At 70.2% G+C, this 17,047-nt stretch carries 14 protein-coding genes; 12 read left to right on the top strand and 2 right to left on the bottom strand.

The features are described from left to right. The first annotated feature begins 78 nt into the window (after positions 1–78). On the top strand, positions 79–1,437 hold the full coding sequence (locus tag ITJ56_RS15805) for an MFS transporter (RefSeq protein ID WP_194631608.1): 1,359 nt from the start codon (positions 79–81) through the stop codon (positions 1,435–1,437). A 16-nt stretch (positions 1,438–1,453) separates the two neighbouring features. Here the strand turns inward: ITJ56_RS15805 and ITJ56_RS15810 are convergent, their stop codons facing one another. Then, positions 1,454–2,110 carry a GntR family transcriptional regulator gene (locus ITJ56_RS15810; protein WP_194631584.1) on the bottom strand — a complete coding sequence of 219 codons (657 nt, stop codon included), beginning with the start codon at positions 2,108–2,110 and terminating at the stop codon, positions 1,454–1,456. A 101-nt stretch (positions 2,111–2,211) separates the two neighbouring features. Between ITJ56_RS15810 and ITJ56_RS15815 the strand changes: the two genes are divergently transcribed. From ITJ56_RS15815 to ITJ56_RS15855, 9 genes are all read left to right on the top strand, one after another. Next, on the top strand, positions 2,212–3,738 hold the full coding sequence (locus ITJ56_RS15815) for a fumarylacetoacetate hydrolase family protein (RefSeq protein ID WP_194631585.1): 1,527 nt from the start codon (positions 2,212–2,214) through the stop codon (positions 3,736–3,738). A gap of 25 nt (positions 3,739–3,763) precedes the next feature. Beyond that, positions 3,764–4,735, top strand: coding sequence for a 4-hydroxy-tetrahydrodipicolinate synthase (dapA, locus tag ITJ56_RS15820; RefSeq protein ID WP_194631586.1), 972 nt, complete (start codon positions 3,764–3,766; stop codon positions 4,733–4,735). Position 4,736: 1 nt separating this feature from the next. Then, a complete protein-coding gene (gene hpaE / locus ITJ56_RS15825) occupies positions 4,737–6,281 on the top strand; it encodes a 5-carboxymethyl-2-hydroxymuconate semialdehyde dehydrogenase (protein WP_194631587.1) in 1,545 nt (514 codons plus the stop codon). Positions 6,282–6,309: 28 nt separating this feature from the next. Continuing rightward, positions 6,310–7,374, top strand: coding sequence for a 3,4-dihydroxyphenylacetate 2,3-dioxygenase (gene hpaD / locus ITJ56_RS15830; RefSeq protein ID WP_194631588.1), 1,065 nt, complete (start codon positions 6,310–6,312; stop codon positions 7,372–7,374). 5 nt (positions 7,375–7,379) lie between these two features. Then, positions 7,380–8,852, top strand: coding sequence for an NAD-dependent succinate-semialdehyde dehydrogenase (locus ITJ56_RS15835; RefSeq protein ID WP_194631609.1), 1,473 nt, complete (start codon positions 7,380–7,382; stop codon positions 8,850–8,852). A 165-nt stretch (positions 8,853–9,017) separates the two neighbouring features. Continuing rightward, entirely contained in the window at positions 9,018–10,031 is a 1,014-nt protein-coding gene (locus ITJ56_RS15840) for an SIS domain-containing protein (protein WP_194631589.1), read from the top strand. 37 nt (positions 10,032–10,068) lie between these two features. Then, a complete protein-coding gene (locus ITJ56_RS15845) occupies positions 10,069–10,923 on the top strand; it encodes a PfkB family carbohydrate kinase (RefSeq protein ID WP_194631590.1) in 855 nt (284 codons plus the stop codon). A gap of 17 nt (positions 10,924–10,940) precedes the next feature. Beyond that, positions 10,941–12,392 (top strand): Na+/H+ antiporter NhaC family protein, encoded by a 1,452-nt coding sequence (locus tag ITJ56_RS15850; RefSeq protein WP_228518052.1) that lies wholly within the window; start codon positions 10,941–10,943, stop codon positions 12,390–12,392. Next, positions 12,389–13,894: an amidohydrolase family protein gene (locus ITJ56_RS15855; protein WP_194631592.1), complete on the top strand. Its 1,506-nt coding sequence runs from the start codon at positions 12,389–12,391 to the stop codon at positions 13,892–13,894. The genes ITJ56_RS15850 and ITJ56_RS15855 overlap by 4 nt, the downstream gene beginning before the upstream one ends. 61 nt (positions 13,895–13,955) lie before the next feature. On the opposite strand, the gene ITJ56_RS15860 is transcribed toward ITJ56_RS15855, so the two are convergent. After that, entirely contained in the window at positions 13,956–15,506 is a 1,551-nt protein-coding gene (locus ITJ56_RS15860; RefSeq protein WP_194631593.1) for an APC family permease, read from the bottom strand. A 233-nt stretch (positions 15,507–15,739) separates the two neighbouring features. Here ITJ56_RS15860 and ITJ56_RS15865 point away from each other — a divergent pair, with 233 nt between their 5' ends. Further along, positions 15,740–16,075: a cupin domain-containing protein gene (locus tag ITJ56_RS15865; RefSeq protein ID WP_194631594.1), complete on the top strand. Its 336-nt coding sequence runs from the start codon at positions 15,740–15,742 to the stop codon at positions 16,073–16,075. Further along, a complete protein-coding gene (locus tag ITJ56_RS15870; RefSeq protein WP_194631595.1) occupies positions 16,072–17,043 on the top strand; it encodes a helix-turn-helix domain-containing protein in 972 nt (323 codons plus the stop codon). Before ITJ56_RS15865 ends, ITJ56_RS15870 begins: the two co-directional genes overlap by 4 nt. The last annotated feature ends 4 nt before the right edge of the window (positions 17,044–17,047 follow it).

Consider the following 17,047-nt stretch of genomic DNA (forward strand, 5'->3'; position numbering starts at 1 on the left):
CCGCATCGTGCACGTTGTCATATACGATCGCGATGTCAACGTCGACCGGACAAAGGAGTCCCGGATGTCTCAACCGCTCTGATCCGACGCGCGCAACGCCGCGTCGCCGTCGCCACCGTCGTCGGGACCACCGTCGAGTGGTACGACTTCTTCCTCTACGCCAGCGCTGCAGGTCTCGTGTTCGGCGCCGCCTACTTCGAGCCTGCCGGATCGAGCGTGTCGGTGCTGCTGGCGTTCGCCTCGGTCGGGATCAGTTTCCTGTTCCGACCCCTCGGTGCGTTCATCGCGGGCCACCTCGGTGACCGAGTCGGCCGTCGGACGGTGCTCGTCACGACGCTGTTCATGATGGGCGGTGCGACGACGCTCATCGGCCTGCTGCCGACCTACGCCAGCATCGGTGTCGCCGCCCCGATCGTGCTCGTGCTCCTGCGCATCGTCCAGGGCCTGGCCGCTGGTGGGGAGTGGGGCGGCGCCGTCCTCATGGCCGTCGAGCACGCGGAGCCGCGTGCCCATGGCGCCGTCGGCGCGTTCCCGCAGATGGGCGTGCCCCTCGGGCTCCTTCTCGCCTCCGGGATGCTCGCGATCATGGGTGTCGTGGCGCCGGGTGACGCGTTCCTCGCCTGGGGGTGGCGAGCCCCGTTCCTCCTGAGCGTCGTGCTCGTCGCAGTCGGGTACGTCGTCCGCAGGAGCGTGGAGCAGAGCCCGGTCTTCCGGGCCATCGCCGCACGCCGGGAGCGGGGGAGTGTCCCGATCGTGGCGCTGTTCCGCCGGCACGCCCTGCTCGTCCTGCTCGCCGCGCTGACCTTCGCGGGCAACAGCGCCGCCGGCTACATGACGACCGGCGGGTACATCCAGGCGTACGCCACGAACCCGGACGGCCCGGTTGCCCTCGAGCGCGAGCCAGTCCTGCTCGCGGTCACCGCCTCGGCGGTGCTGTGGGTCGCAACCACGTGGTTCGGCGGGTGGATCTCGGACCGCATCGGTCGGAAGGTCACCTACGCCATCGGCTGGATCGTGCTCCTCGCGATGGTGTTCCCGCTCTTCGCCCTCGTCGACACCGGTGAGATCGGCCTGCTCTTCCTCGGGCTCGCTCTCTTCACCGTCGGCATCGGCCTGACCTACGGGCCCCAGGCGGCGTTCTTCGCCGAGCTGTTCCCGGCGTCGGTTCGGTTCTCCGGTGTGTCGATCTCCTACGCGCTCGGAGCGATCCTCGGCGGCGCGTTCGCCCCGGCCATCGCGACCTCGCTCGTGCAGGCGACCGGAACGACCCGGTCGGTCGCGCTGTACCTGGCCGGCATGGCCGTGATCGCACTCATCGCGACCCTGCTGCTTCGCGACCGCCGGGGAATGCTGCTCGGGCCGGAGCACGAGGAGGAGCAGGCGCACGGCGCGATCACCGGGTCGACCCGGGTCCTGCCACGCGTCGTAGCCCGGTGATCTGGGTCGCGACCGATCAGCCGTGCTGCATCGCCAGCAACGCGTCGAGGGTGGCGAGACGGTGCCGACGCGCTGCGAGCTCGACCTCGAGCGCATCGGCGCGCGACTCGACGAGGTCGAGCAGCCGGTCGTGCTCGGCCACCGACTGCTGAGCGCGGCCCGGGACGAAGCTGAAGGTCGAGTCGCGGAGCATCCGCAGGCGCGACCACCCGCGGTGGACCAGGTCGACGATGTGCTCGTTCGGACAGCGTGCGAAGAGCGCTGCGTGGAACTGCTCGTTCAGCTCGGTGAAGCGGTGCGGGTCGAAGCGGTCGAGCGAGGCCCGCATCTCCTCGTTCACGCGACGCGCCTCGGCGATGTCGGCCGGCGTGGTGAATGGCGTGGAGAAGCCGGTGGCGGCTCCCTCGACCACGGCGAGGGTCTGCATCGTGGTCACGTACTCGTCCTCGTCGACCAGGGCGACCTGCGCGCCGACGTTCTTCTCGAACGTGACGAGTCCCTCGGCCTCGAGCCGACGGATGGCCTCGCGGACGGGCACCACGCTGACGCCGAGCTCGGCGGCGATCTGACTGAGGACGAGACGGTAGCCCGGCGTGAAACGGTGGCCCACGATCCGCTCGTGGATCCACTCGTAGGCAAGCTGGGATTTGCTCGTCGAGACGGTGTCGGTCATGTCGGTCCTCGTCGGTCGGTTGGTCAACGATCCCACACGACGGTGGGGCGCGTGGTCAATCCGGGTTGCTGGCAGATACGAAATCATATACGGTGTTGCTCATGACGAACGACGAAGTCCGTTCCGGAGACGAAGCGCACCCCGACGCGCTGTTCCGCCACCCCCTGGTCGGCCGCCCGGGCAAGATCGTGGCGATCCACCTCAACTACCCATCGCGCATCGCGCAGCGTGGTCGGACCCCGGCCGCCCCGTCGTACTTCCTCAAGCCGGTCACGTCGCTCGGCGTCGGTGACGGGGTCGTCGAGCGGCCCGCGGGCACGGAGTTGCTCGCGTTCGAGGGAGAGATCGCACTCGTGATCGGGCGCACCGCCCATCGCGTCGGCGCGGACGAGGGCTGGTCGTACGTCGCGGCCGTCACCGCGTCGAACGACCTCGGGGTGTACGACCTCCGGGCCGCCGACAAGGGCTCGAACCTGCGGTCGAAGGGCGGCGACGGGTACACGCCGATCGGCCCTCGGCTGATCCCGACCGACGGACTCGACCCCGCCACGCTCCGTGTCCGCACATGGGTCGACGGCGAGGTCGTCCAGGACGACTCGGCCGCCACCGTGGTCTTCCCCTTCGGGCGCCTGGTCTCCGACGTCTCCCAGCTCATCACGCTCGAGCCCGGCGACGTGGTGCTGACCGGGACGCCAGCGGGCTCCAGCGTCGTCGGACCCGGCCAGACCGTGGAGGTCGAGGTCGACGTGCCCGGCACTGATCAGACGTCCGGCCGTCTGCGGACCACCGTCGTACAAGGGTCCGACCCGTTGCCCGTCACGAGCGCGCAGCCGGTTGTCGACGACCATCAACGTGCGGAGGCGTGGGGCAGTCGGGGAGCGGCTGGGCTGCCCGCCGACCCGGAACCGTTCCGCCTGACCGAAGCGCACCTCGACGGACTCCGCAGCGTGAGTGTCGCCACGCTCGCCTCCCAGCTGCGCAAGCACGGCTACGACGACCTGTCGGTCGACGGCGTGCGCACGAACCACCCTGGACAGAAGCTCATCGGACGCGCCCGCACGCTCCGGTTCGTGCCGGCCCGTCCAGACCTCTTCCGGAGCCACGGCGGTGGGTACAACGCCCAGAAGCGGGCCTTCGACGCTCTGCGCCCCGGCGACGTGCTCGTCATCGAGGCCCGCGGCGAACACGGCAGCGGGACGGTGGGGGACATCCTCGCGCTCCGCGCCCAGGTCCTCGGCGCCGCGGGCATCGTCACCGACGGCGGCGTCCGCGACGCGGCCGGGGTCGCCGAGCTCGACATCCCGACGTTCTCCGGCGCCACGCACCCCGCCGTCCTCGGGCGGAAGCACGTTCCCTGGGACACCGACCTCACGATCACTTGCGGCGGCACCACCGTCCAGCCGGGCGACGTCGTCGTCGGCGACGACGACGGAGTGCTCGTCATCCCGCCGGCACTGCTCGACGAGGTGCTCGACGCCGCGCTCGAACAGGAGATCGAGGAGGCCTGGATCGCCGAGCAGGTGGCTCAAGGTGCCCCGGTCGACGGGCTGTACCCGATGACGGGCGAGTGGCGTGAGCGCTACCGGCACCGAGCCTCCAGTCCGACCACCGACACCGCGTCGATCTGAACCGAACACGACGGAAGGAACCACCATGACCACCGCACCAGGCGCCTGGCGCACCCGCCCACAGGAGCTGACCGGCTCCATCGCCCCCGTGGTGACCCCGTTCACCGCGGAAGGCGTCGTCGACCACGTCAGCCTCGCTGGCCTCGTCGACTGGCAGATCTCGCAGGGCTCCGACGGCATCTCCATCGGCGGGTCGACCGGCGAGCCGAGCGCGCAGACCATCGATGAGCGCGCCGATGCCATCCGCACCGTGATCCGAGCCGCCGAAGGCCGTGTACCGGTCGTGCCGGGCACGGGGTCCGCCAAGCTGTCCGAGACGATCGAGCTGACCGGCGCCGCCCACGACGCCGGCGTCGACGCGGCGCTCGTCATCACGCCGTACTACGCCCGTCCCACGCAGGAGGCGCTGTACGTCTGGTACAAGACAGTGGCCGAGGAGTACCCCGACCTGCCGATCATCGCCTATAACGTCCCGAGCCGGACAGCGGTGGGGATCGCCCCCGAGACGGTCGGGCGCCTGTTCCGGGACGTGCCGAACTTCGTCGGGATCAAGGAGACCACGAAGGACTTCGAGCACTTCTCGCGCACCATCCACGCAGCCGGTCGTGACCTGCTCGTGTGGTCCGGGATCGAGCTGCTCTGCCTGCCGTTGCTCACGCTCGGAGGCACGGGCTTCGTCAGTGCCACCGCGAACATCGCCCCCGCGGCGACGAAGCAGATGTACACGGCCTACCGCGAGGGCCGACTGGACGACGCGCTCGACATCCACTACGGCCTGCACCCGCTGGTCGACCTGCTGTTCGTCGAGACCAACCCCGCACCCGTCAAGTGGGTGCTCGAGCAGCGCGGACTAATCGCGTCCTCGTACGTCCGTCCACCGCTCATCACACCGACCGACGCGGGCCTCGTGACGATCCGCGCGCTGCTGGCCGAGGGTGAGCAGTACCTGTCTCCGGTGCCCGAGAAGGCGACCGCAGCGACCACAGGAGGGAACTGACATGACCACCACCCCGACCGAGGACTCGACGACCGCACAGCACGTCCCAGCCGACCTGCCCGCCCGGATCCAGCACTTCATCGACGGCGAGTTCGTCGACAGCCTCGACGGCGACACCTTCGACGTGCTCGACCCGGTGTCGAACCAGACCTACCTGCAGGCCGCTGCGGGCAAGCAGGCGGACATCGACCGTGCCGTCGCCGCCGCCCGTCGCGCGTTCGACGAGGGCCCGTGGCCGCACCTGCTGCCGCGCGAGCGCAACCGGATCCTCAACAGGATCGCCGACATCGTCGAGTCCCGCGATTCCCGGCTCGCCGAGCTCGAGACGTTCGACTCCGGTCTCCCGATCACGCAGGCGCTCGGGCAGGCGCGACGCGCCGCCGAGAACTTCCGGTTCTTCGCGGACCTGATCGTCGCGCAGATCGACGACACCTACAAGGTGCCGGGCAAGCAGGTCAACTACGTCAACCGTAAGCCGAAGGGCGTCGCGGGGCTGATCACACCGTGGAACACGCCGTTCATGCTCGAGAGCTGGAAGCTGGCTCCGGCACTGGCCTCCGGCTGCACCGTCGTCCTCAAGCCGGCCGAGTTCACCCCGCTGTCCGCCAGTCTCTGGGCAGACATCTTCCGCGAAGCCGGTGTGCCCGACGGCGTCTTCAACCTGGTCAACGGCCTGGGGGAGGAAGCGGGCGACGCCCTGGTCAAGCACGACGACGTCCAGCTGATCTCCTTCACGGGGGAGTCCAGCACCGGGCAGCTCATCTTCGCCAATGCCGCCCCGACCCTCAAGGGACTCTCGATGGAGCTCGGGGGCAAGAGTCCGGCGATCGTGTTCGCGGACGCCGACCTCGACGCCGCGATCGACTCGACCGTGTTCGGCGTCTTCTCGCTGAACGGCGAACGCTGCACCGCTGGCAGCCGGATCCTGGTCGAGCGAGCTGTCTACGACGACTTCGTGACCCGGTACGCCGAGCGTGCGGAGAACATCCGTGTCGGCAACCCGCACGACCCCGAGACCGAGGTGGGCGCGCTCGTGCACCCCGAGCACTACGACAAGGTCACGGGCTACATCGAGATCGGAAAGCAGGAGGGCCGACTCGTCGCCGGCGGTGGTCGCCCCGAGGGACTCGAGACCGGCAACTACGTGCGGCCGACCGTGTTCGTGGACGTCCCCCGGACTGCGCGGATCTTCCAGGAGGAGATCTTCGGCCCGGTCGTCGCGATCACTCCGTTCGACAGCGACGAGGAAGCCCTCGAGCTGGCCAACGATGTGAAGTACGGTCTGGCGGCCTACGTCTGGACGTCCGACCTCGAACGCGCCCACACCCTCGCTCAGTCGATCGACGCCGGCATGGTGTGGCTCAACTCGCACAACGTCCGCGACCTGCGCACCCCGTTCGGCGGGGTCAAGGCGTCCGGGCTCGGGCACGAGGGCGGGTACCGCTCCCTCGACTTCTACTCCGACCAGCAGGCCGTCCACATCTCCCTCGCGCCGGTGCACACCCCTAAGTTCGGCGCGTCCAACGCGAGCACCGTCGGCGCCTGAGCGCTCGGCCCACGAAAGGAACGGTTCAATGTCGAACACCGAGACCCTCACCCCGCCGGACATCGTCCGCTGCGCCTACCTCGACCTGGTCGTCACCGATCTGCAGCGCTCACGCGAGTTCTACGTCGACGTCCTCGGCCTCACGGTGACCGAGGAGACCGAGGACGCGATCTACCTGCGCTCGCTCGAGGAGTTCATCCACCACAACCTCGTCCTCCGCAAGGGTCCCGTCGCCGCGGCCGCCGCGTTCGCGTTCCGCGTCCGGACGCCCGAGGACGTCGACCTCGCCGAGGCCTGGTTCCAGGCACGCGGCTGCCGCACCGAGCGCAAGCGCGACGGCTTCGTGAAGGGCATCGGCGACGCCGTCCGCGTCACCGACCCCCTGGGGTTCCCGTACGAGTTCTTCCACGAGGTCGAACACGTCGAACGGCTCGCGTGGCGGTACGACCTGTACACGCCGGGCGCACTCGTCCGTCTCGACCACTTCAACCAGGTCACCCCGGACGTCCCCAGGGGACGGGCCTACCTGGAGGACCTCGGCTTCCGCGTGACGGAGGACATCCAGGACGATGAGGGCACCACGTACGCCGCGTGGCTCCGTCGGAAGGACACCGTGCACGACACCGCGCTGACCGGTGGCGACGGGCCGCGCCTGCACCACATCGCGTTCTCGACCCACGAGAAGCACAACATCCTCGCCATCTGCGACAAGCTCGGTGCGCTCCGTCGCTCGGACGTGATCGAACGCGGCCCCGGCCGCCACGGCGTCTCGAACGCGTTCTACCTCTACATCCGGGACCCCGACGGCCACCGCGTCGAGATCTACACGCAGGACTACTACACGGGTGACCCGGACAACCCGGTCGTCACGTGGGACGTCCACGACAACCAGCGACGCGACTGGTGGGGCAACCCGGTCGTGCCGTCCTGGTACACCGACGCGTCGCTCGTGCTCGACCTCGACGGCAACCCGCAGCCGGTCGAGCAGCGCACCGACGCGAGCGAGATGGCGGTGACGGTCGGCGCGGACGGGTTCTCCTACACGCGGAAGGACGACGTCGACACCGGCTTCAAGCTGGGGGCGTCGTTGTGAACGCCCTGGCCGTCGCGGACGAGCAGGACCTGCTCGGACGCGTCCGGACCGGGCTGTTCATCGGCGGCTCCTGGCAGGACGCCAGCGCCGGCGAGACGTTCTCGGTGCACGACCCGGCGACCGGCGATGTCATCGCCGAGGTCGCGGACGCGAGCGTCGAGGACGGCAGCCGTGCGCTCGACGCGGCGGTCGCCGCGCAGGACGCCTGGGCGCGGACAGCGCCCCGCGTGCGAGCGGAGGTGCTGCGCCGCACGTTCGACCTCGTCCAGCAGCACGCGGAGGACCTCGCGCTCCTCATGACCCTGGAGATGGGCAAGCCCATCCGGGAGGCACGGGGCGAGGTCGCGTACGGCGGCGAGTTCCTGCGGTGGTTCGGTGAGGAGGCCGTCCGGATCGACGGGCGGTACGGCTCCACGCCCGAGGGCACCGGCCGGATGATCGTCTCCCACCGGCCGGTCGGTCCCGCGTTCCTCATCACACCGTGGAACTTCCCCCTCGCGATGGCGACGCGGAAGATCGCCCCCGCCCTCGCCGCCGGCTGCACGGTCGTGATCAAGCCGCCGGCGCTCACCCCCCTGACGACGCTCTTCCTCGTCCAGCTGCTCGAGGAGGCCGGGCTGCCTGACGGCGTCGTGAACGTCGTCGCGACGTCGCACAGTGGAGCGCTCTCGGCACCGATCATCGCGGACCCGCGACTCCGGAAGCTCTCCTTCACCGGCTCCACCGAGGTCGGGGTGCGCCTGCTGCGACAGGCGGCGGGCACGGTGCTCAAGACCAGCATGGAACTCGGCGGGAACGCGCCGTTCCTGGTCTTCGAGGACGCGGACCTGGACCGGGCGGTGGAGGGCGCGCTCGCGGCCAAGTTCCGGAACACCGGACAGGCCTGCACCGCGGCCAACCGCTTCCACGTCCACGAGTCCGTCGCGGACGAGTTCGCTCGGCGTCTCACCGAGCGCGTCTCCGCGTACCGGATCGGCCGCGGTACCGACCAGGCGGTGGACATCGGTCCGCTGATCGACGCCGACGCTGTCTCGAAGGCCGACGTCATGGTCCGGGACGCCGTCAGCCGTGGTGCCGAGGTGCTGACAGGTGGTTCCGTGCTCGAGGGCACCGGTCACTTCTTCGAGCCGACCGTGCTCACCGGCGTGGCCCCCGGCTCCGACGTGCTCCGCGAGGAGATCTTCGGACCTGTCCTGCCGATCGCCACGTTCTCGAACGAGGCCGAGGCGATCCGTCTGGCCAACGCCACGGAGTACGGCTTGGTCGCGTACGCCTACACGGAGGACCCGCGACGGCAGCAGCGACTCATCGACCTGGTCGAGACCGGGATGATGGGCTTGAACGTCGGTGTGGTGTCGAACGCGGCGGCACCCTTCGGCGGCGTGAAGCAGTCCGGCCTCGGGCGCGAGGGGGGTCACGAGGGCATCCACGAGTACCTCGAGACGAAGTACACGCTGACGCCCGACCCCTACGCCTGATCGAACGCTGCCACCCGTTTCCCCCGAAGCCCGCCGGCGCCCCCGGCGGGCTTCGCTGCGCGCCCCAACAGATACCGGTATCAGTTTGGCTTGACAGGCAGCGGCATATCCGATGCAATAAGCGACATCGCCGCTGTGAGAGCGGTATCAGAGCAAAGGAGCATCATGATCAAGTTCGACGCTGACGCCTACCGCGCGGTGCTGACGGGCGCCGTGGCGCAACGTGACCGGATCGAGCAGATCACGGCCGAGATCGCCGACGCCGGGTTCGACAACCTCTTCCTGATCGGCTCCGGTGGGTCCTACGGCGCCATGCTGCCGATGGAGCGGCTCGTGCAGAACCACTCGACCCTGCCCGTCCGAGCCGCCATCGCCGGCGAGCTCGTCCTCACCGACCCGCCGATGCTCGGCGCTCGCAGCGTCGCCGTGTTCTCGTCGCTCTCGGGCACCACGGGCGAGACGATCGCCGCGGTCGAGTACTGCAAGGCCCGCGGGGTCACCACGATCGGGCTCACCGGCGATGCCGACTCGACCCTCGCGGAGCTCGCAGACCACGTGGTCGTGAATCCGGCCGACAACGCCACCGCAGCCGAGTCGATCACGACGCAGCTGCTGCTGCTTACCACGAGCCTGCTGTCCCGTCGCGGCGAGTTCGCGGACTACGAGCGGCTCGCCGACGCGACCCGCGCGCTGCCGGAGGGTCTGCCCGCGGTCGCGATCGCCGCTGACCCCTTCGCCTCCGACTGGGCGGAGCGGCACGCTGCCACCGACTACCACTTCCTGGTCGGTGCCGGCGAGCTCTGGGGCTTCACCTACAACTACTCGATGTGCGTGCTCGAGGAGATGCAGTGGCTGCGCACGACGCGTGTGAGCGGCGCCGAGTTCTTCCACGGGTCGCTCGAGCTCATCGAGCGGGACACCAGCCTGGTCCTGTTCTTCGGCGAGGACGAGTCTCGCCCGCTCATGGAGCGCGTGCGGAAGTTCTCCGACCGCTACTCGGACGACGTCACCGTCATCGACACGCACGACTACGCGGTCGACGGCATCGACGAGGACCTCCGTGGGTACTTCTCGACGATCATCCTCGGCACGGTGACCTACCGCGTCAGCGTGCAGCTCGAGCGGGTCCGCGACCACGACCTCGACCTCCGCCGCTACTACCGCACCGTCGAGTACTGAGCCGGCCCACCCCACCACGAGAGGAGCAACGGAGCTCATGAAGGTCATCGGTTACGGCGACAACATCGTCGACAAGTTCCTGGACCGCAGGACGTTCTACCCGGGCGGCAACAGCGTCAACTACGCCGTCTTCGCCGCGCGGCTGGGCGTCGAGAGCGAGTACCTCGGCGTCTTCGGCACGGACGACCTCGGCGACGCCATGAAGGCCGCACTGGACGCCGAGGGCGTGCAGCGCGACCATGCCCAGGACGTCGAGGGCGAGACCGGCTGGTGCTCGGTCGAACTCCGCGACGGAGACCGGGTGTTCGTCGACTGGAACGAGGGCGGCGTCACCACGTCGTCACCGCTGCAGGTCGACGCCGCGCTGCTCGCCCACCTCGCCGAGGCGGACCTGGTCCACTCCGGCGTGTACGGCGGCACCGCCCTGTCGATGCCGGCGGTGCTCGGCGTCGACGCGCTCGTCACGTACGACTTCTCGGCGGAGCCCGAGTTCCGGACGGACGAGTACCTCGCTCCCTTCGCCGCAGGGCTCGACCTCGCGCTCTTCTCCTGCTCCGAGCAGACCGAGGACGAGATCGTCGCGCTGCTGGAGCGCGTGTCGGCTGCGGGGGTCGGACTGGTGGTCGCGACCCGCGGCCCCGACGGATCGATCGCGTACGACGGCAGCCGGGTGCACCGGCAGGCGTCCGAACGCGTCGAGGACACGCTCGACACGATGGGGTGCGGTGACGCGTACATCGCGTCCCTGACGACCACCCTGCTGGCCGCCGGGTGGGCCAAGGGGGATCACCCCGCGCCGACGCTCGTCGAGACCGCGATGGCCGAGGCGTCCCGCTACGCCGCGGCGCAGTGCCGGACCGAGGGAGCCTTCGGCCACGGGGTGGGGTTCTGATGTCGATCACCGCGACCATGAGCGTCAGCACCGCCGGCGCCACCGGCCTCCGTCGGTACCGCAACGTCCTGGTGTACGCCGGGCTGGCGGTCCTCTTCGTCGTCATCGGCGTCGGCACCCGTCCCCACGCCGACTGGTACGGGGCATGGAGCGTCATCCCCCCGGTCGCCCTCTTCGTCTTCGTGCTCGTCACCCAGCGCGTCGTCGAGGGCTTCATCTGGGGCGCCGTCCTCGCCGTGTTCATGTACGAGCACGGCGACCTGCTCGACGGGTTCGACGCAGCCCTGTTCAAGCAGCTCACGACCGAGGACAACCTCTGGCTCATCATCGTGCTGCTGAGCATCGGCGCCTTCATCGGGGTGCTCGACCGCAGCGGAGCGTCCGCCGCCTTCGGACGGTGGGCAGCCAGGCTCGCCCGGAACTCGACCGCCGCGAAGATCGTCACCCTGGCGATCCCGCTGGCGCTGTCCAACGACGCGTACCTCGCCACGAGCACGTCGGGCGCGGCGATGGCGACCGTGAACGAGCGCTTCCGCACCCCTCGGCTGTTCACGGCGTTCCTCGTCCGTTCTGCCGCGGTCCCCGGATCGGCGTTCAACCCGGTGGCGACCGGCAGCGTGTTCGTCGCCGGTCTGCTGGTGGTCAACCACGTCGCCACGAAGACCGACCAGGTCGCTGCGTACGCCGCGCTCATCCCGTTCATGTTCTTCCCGATGGCGTCGGTCCTCGTCGCGGTCCTCGCCGCGGTGGGCGGCGTCCCCCCGATCGGACCGATGAAGCGGGCGTTCGCCGACCCGTCGGCGAACGTCTTCGTCGAGGACGGGACGGGGGAGCGTACCGCGGAGCCGACCGGACGGGTCTGGAACTTCTTCCTGCCCGTGCTCGTCCTCATCGCGGCGACGATCGCGCTCGGTTCGATCCAGACCGGGCTGCTCATCGCGCTCGCGGCAGCGGGCGTGCTCTACGTCGCCCAGCGGACGGTTTCGCCGGACGACTTCGTCGAGTCCGCGCTCGCGGGCATGCGGGACATGCTGCCACTGGCCGTGATCATGGCGGCGGCGTTCGTCCTGGTGCTCGGCATCGGTGACCTGGGCTTCACCACCTACGTCATCCAGTCGATCGGCACAGGGATCCCGCCGGCGCTGCTGCCGGTCATGCTCTTCGTGCTCTTCGGGATCACCGAGTTCCTCGTCACGCTCAACTGGAGCCTGTACATCCTGGCGCTGCCGATCGTGATCCCGCTCGCGCAGCAGCTCGGCGCGGACCAGGAGATGTCGATCGCCGCGCTGGTGTGCGCCGGCCTGTGGGGAACCACGGTCTGCCTCACGTCGGACGTCGGGCTCCTCAACGCGTTCTCCACGCGCGTCGTCGTGTTCGCGCACTGGCGGAGCAACCTGGTCTACCAGCTGATCGCGTTCGTGCTCGCCGCCGTCGCGTTCCTGGTCGTCGGCCTGGTGGTGGGGTCGTGAGCGGCCGCACCGTGTACACCGCCGAGTCGATGTGGACGGGTCCGGGCGGGCACCTCACCGGCGGCGTCTTCGTCGCGGTCGAGGACGGGACCATCACGGCGAGCGGGCCCGGCGACGGCAGCGCACACCGCGGTACCGGCACCGAGCACGTCGACCTCTGTGGGGCCTTCCTCACGCCTGGGCTCCACGACAATCACACCTTCGTCACGGGCACCGTGCTCGAGGGGCGGGGGACCGACCTGTCCGGTGCCGCGACGACCGACGACGCGCTCGCGCGCTGGGTGACGGAAGACGCCCGAGTAGGCGGCGTCGCGCTCGCCAGGGGCTGGCGCGGTGCTGCCGATGCCGTCGTCGACCGGTCGGCGTTCGAAGCAGCGACCGCCGGCGTGCCGACCGTCTGGTTCGGCGCCGACACCGGCGAGGCATGGCGGAACGCGGCAGCCCGCGCACGGTTCGGCGACGGTGACGGGTTCCCGGACAACGAGTCCCTCGCACCGGTGTTCAGCGCAGCGGCCGAGGACCCCCGCATCGTCGTGGACACCTACCGACGAGCCGGCCGGCGGCTCGCGAGCGCCGGGGTGACCTCGATCAAGGACGTCGTGTTCGACGACTCCCTCGGCGTGCTCCCCGCGCTCGAGGGCAAGGACCTCGGCTTCACGGTGACCGCGGTCGTGCAGCCCGTCCGACGGCGGATCGACATCGACGAGGTCCAGCGGATGCGGGAACGGTACCGCGCACCGGGCCTTCGGGTGCACGGGGTGAAGCTCATGACCGACGGCATCGTGCCGGACGGCACCGCCACGCTGCTGGACGGGACCGTGGACGTCGTCGACTGGCAGACGCTGCTCGACGACGCACGCGCTGTCGACGCCGCCGGCATCCCGCTGACGCTCAACGCGGACGGCGACGGCGCGGTGCGGCATTCGCTCGACGTCTTCGCCGACCTGCTGGCGGACGATCGGGACCGGCCGCGGCGGTGGACGATCTCCGACGCCAGCCTGGTGCATCCGCAGGACGTCGTGCGGATGCGGGCGCTCGGGGTCGGGGTGGAGGTCTACCTGCAGTTCCTGCAGCTCTTCCCGTCGGCAGCGGACGCGTTCATGGACGACCTCCTCGGTGACCGCGCCGAGGGGTTCAACGCCTTCCGGTCCCTCGTCGACGCACGCGTCACCGTGACGGCGGGCACCGACCTGCCCCTGCTGTGGCCGGACCTGCCGGGCTCGATCGTCGCAGCCGTGTACCGGCGGTTCGCCGACCTCGGGCCGGCGGTGGGCTGGCGGAGCGCCCAGGCGCTCACCGTGGACGAGGTCCTCACCGCGTGGACGGTCGCGCCCTCCGCGCTCCTGGGCGACGTGGACCGTCCCGGTCGGCTCGCCGCGGGCGCGCCGGGGGACCTGGTCGCGTTCGACCGCGACCTGGTCGTCTCCGACCTGCAGTCGGTCGCCGCGGCCCGTGTGGTCCGCACGGTGCGCGCGGGGCGAACCGTCCACCGCGGCGGCTGACGTCGTGACGGTCGGGAGGCGCGGTGCGGGTGCCCACACCGTGCCTCCCGGCCGTCGTCCCTCAGGCCACGTCGTCCACGCGGCCGGATCCGCCGGGCCGGGCCATGAGGGCTGCGCGCTCCGCGTGCGCGGCGCGCCAGTACGGTGACTGCGCAATCCGCCGGACACGCCCGCCGGCGGCGAGGACGAACGCCAGGACGAGCAGCAGGTACACCGCGGCGACCAGCGGCAGGATCCCCAGGCCGCCCCCGCCGGTCGGGAACACGGTGGTGACCAGCGTGTAGGTGGAGATCAGGAAGGCGAGCGCCGCGACGGCGACCGTCATGAACTCACGTCGCCGGGTGGACCAGACCACGGCCGCTCCGCTGATCACCGTGTAGATGAGCATCTGGAACAACCCGCCCGTCGTGAGGATGTCGTTGAACGCGTCCGGACCGCTCAGACCGAGCAGCGCGCACGTGGACCACGCCAGCGCGCCCGCCACCGCACCCCCGACGACGAGCCGGTAGGGCGCCTGCGCGACCCGCGACAGGACTGCCCACGAGCGCGGTGCGAGCCCGTCGCGGACCATCGCGTACAGGACCCGGCCGCCGCCACCCATGCACGCGCTCACGGCTGCGGTGCCGGCGAGGATGACGAGGCACACCATGACGTCCGCCACCGGGGCGCCGAAGGAGTCGCGAGCGAGGGAGAACATCGGCTCCGGCGACGACGCGAGCGCGTCGACGCTGCCGAACCCGACGTACTGGAACCAGCACGCGAAGACGTAGCAGGTGCCGGCGAGCAGCAGGGCGGTCCACATGCCGCGCGGCACCGTGGTCTTGTTGTCCTTCGTCTCCTCGCTGAGCAGCAGGCCGGCCTCGAAGCCGCCGAACGACGAGAAGGCGACGACTACGCCGAGGAAGACCTGCGCGGGCGTGATGCCCTGCACCGAGAAGGCCGCCCACACGTCGGCGCCGTTCAGCCCCTCGCGGACGAGCACGGTGACGCCGAGCGTGATGAGGGCGATGAAGCCGATCACCTCGACGACCGTGATCACGGCGGTGAACCGCCGGACGTGGTTCACCGCGAGGACGAGCGCGACGCCGCCGAGGACCACCGCGAAGAATGGCCACGGTAGTTCGGCGCCGGTGATCTCCTGCACAAGGGTCTGGGAGAAGGTGGCGACGTTCACGGTGATGCCACCGCTCGCGCCGAACAGGGACGCCGCGTACAGGAACCCGACGACGACGGCCGTCCTGGTCCCGACGAGGAGACCCGCGAGCAGGTACGTCCCGCCGGCGGACTCGAAGTGCCGGGCGAGCGAGGTGAACACGTGCACGAGCAAAGCGCCCGCGGCGATCCCGAGCAGGAAGGACAGCGGTCCGGGGGTCCCGGTGACACCGGCCATGACGCTGGCCATGATCGCGGTGCCCGCCGTCGGCCCGGCGACCGCGATCGGCTGCGAGACGTTCCTGATGAACCCGATGCTGTCGTGGGCGAGTTGCTGGGGTGCATCGCCGCCACGGCCCGGACCGGACCCGGGATCGGGGTGGTGGCCGGTGATCGTAGAGCGGGTCGCGGACTGACCGGACGACGTCGGAGGGGCGACGGTGGGGATTCGGGATGCCATGGGGTTTCCTTCCGCGGGTGGGAGCTCATGCTTCGTCGGATGGGTCACATGCGGATGACTTGCCGTGACGGTAGCGAGCCGGGGGACCCGCTCCAACGGCCGCGACCGATCCGTCGCTGACGGACAAGACGTCCGTCGCGCACGGCATACCGACAGCCGGGACCGGCCGGGCATCGTGGGTCACGGCAGCGCCGCCACCGGGGCCGGCGCCGTCAGGACGAAGGAGTTCCCTCATGACCGACGTACCCACCACGAGCATCGTCAACGCGGCCACCGCACCCTTCACCGCCGCTCCAGGTCCCGGTGGCTCCGACGCCGGGGAGATCGTCTGGGCTGCCCCCGGTCGGGCCGGGATCTGGCGTGCCGACGCTCGGACCATGAGCACCGTCGCGCCCTACCCGTTCGACCGGGACGAGGTGGTGTACGTGATCGACGGCGCGGTCCGTGTCGAACTCGAGGACGGCACCGCCGCCGACCTGGGCCCTGGCGACCTCGCACACTTCCGGGCCGGGCAGCAGAGCACCTGGCACTTCACGTTCCCATTCGCCAAGGTGAGCGTGCTGCTGTGACGTCGACCATCGCGACGAAAGAGTCGCGCGCGCTGTCCTTCGTCGAGTGGCGGGACCGGGTGCGCGACGAGTACGTCGCGCTCGACATCGAGGCGGACGGCACCGGGGTGTTCCGCGGCGCGCTCGCCACCTTCGAGATGGGCTCGACCAGCCTCGGCGACCTGGCCCACGAAGCGCTGCGGGTGCGGCGGACACCGGACCTGATCGACGCCGCAGACGTCGGCCTCTACAAGGTGTCCGTGCAGTTGGAGGGGTACTCGGCCGTCGAGCAGGACGGCCGCGAGACGGTGGTCGGCCCGGCGGACATCACGGTCTACGACACCACGCGCCCGTTCACCATCACCACGAACGACTCTGCTCGCGCCCTGATCCTCGGGTGCCCGCGCGATCGGTTCGGGCTGTCGGACGAGATCGTCCGCGCGGTCACCGCCACGAGGATCTCCGGTCGGACCGGGCTCGGGAGTGGCACGGCTGCCTACCTCGTCGGCGTCGAACGCGCACTCGATGCAGACGGTGCCCGCACCTCCGCGCAGCTGGAGGCAGCCGTGCTCGGTGTGCTCCGCTCGACCATCACCCTGCACGCGGAGGGACTGGGCGTCTCCGCCGACGACGGTCGGCTCGCAACCCTGCGCAGCTGGGTTGAGGCGCACCTCGCCGACCCCGACCTCGGCGTACAACGCATCGCGAACGCGCACTTCATGTCGGTTCGACAGGTGCAGCGCGTGTTCCGTCAGGGCGGGACGACGGTCACCGACTGGATCCGCAGCCGCCGGCTCGACCACTGCCGCATCGAACTCGAGTGCGCCGCAGACGGCGTCGTCGTGCGTGACGTCGCCGTGCGCTGGGGGATCCAGGACGCGGCGCACTTCTCCCACCTCTTCCGCCAGGTCTTCGGCCGCTCACCGAGCGAGTACCGGCTCGAGCACCTGACGGCCGACGAAACCGGACGCGGACGCAACGACGCGTGACCGT

Origin of the sequence: Curtobacterium sp. VKM Ac-1376 (assembly GCF_015351025.1) — a bacterium.
In the GTDB taxonomy this organism is placed as follows: domain Bacteria; phylum Actinomycetota; class Actinomycetes; order Actinomycetales; family Microbacteriaceae; genus Curtobacterium.

Bases quoted from the DNA above. Each gene is read 5' to 3' on its own strand.
- ITJ56_RS15810 (WP_194631584.1), bottom strand. From the start codon at position 2,110: ATGACCGACACCGTCTCGACGAGCAAATCCCAGCTTGCCTACGAGTGG.
- ITJ56_RS15815 (WP_194631585.1), top strand. From the start codon at position 2,212: ATGACGAACGACGAAGTCCGTTCCGGAGACGAAGCGCACCCCGACGCG.
- dapA (WP_194631586.1), top strand. From the start codon at position 3,764: ATGACCACCGCACCAGGCGCCTGGCGCACCCGCCCACAGGAGCTGACC.
- hpaE (WP_194631587.1), top strand. From the start codon at position 4,737: ATGACCACCACCCCGACCGAGGACTCGACGACCGCACAGCACGTCCCA.
- hpaD (WP_194631588.1), top strand. From the start codon at position 6,310: ATGTCGAACACCGAGACCCTCACCCCGCCGGACATCGTCCGCTGCGCC.
- ITJ56_RS15840 (WP_194631589.1), top strand. From the start codon at position 9,018: ATGATCAAGTTCGACGCTGACGCCTACCGCGCGGTGCTGACGGGCGCC.
- ITJ56_RS15845 (WP_194631590.1), top strand. From the start codon at position 10,069: ATGAAGGTCATCGGTTACGGCGACAACATCGTCGACAAGTTCCTGGAC.
- ITJ56_RS15850 (WP_228518052.1), top strand. From the start codon at position 10,941: ATGAGCGTCAGCACCGCCGGCGCCACCGGCCTCCGTCGGTACCGCAAC.
- ITJ56_RS15860 (WP_194631593.1), bottom strand. From the start codon at position 15,506: ATGGCATCCCGAATCCCCACCGTCGCCCCTCCGACGTCGTCCGGTCAG.
- ITJ56_RS15865 (WP_194631594.1), top strand. From the start codon at position 15,740: ATGACCGACGTACCCACCACGAGCATCGTCAACGCGGCCACCGCACCC.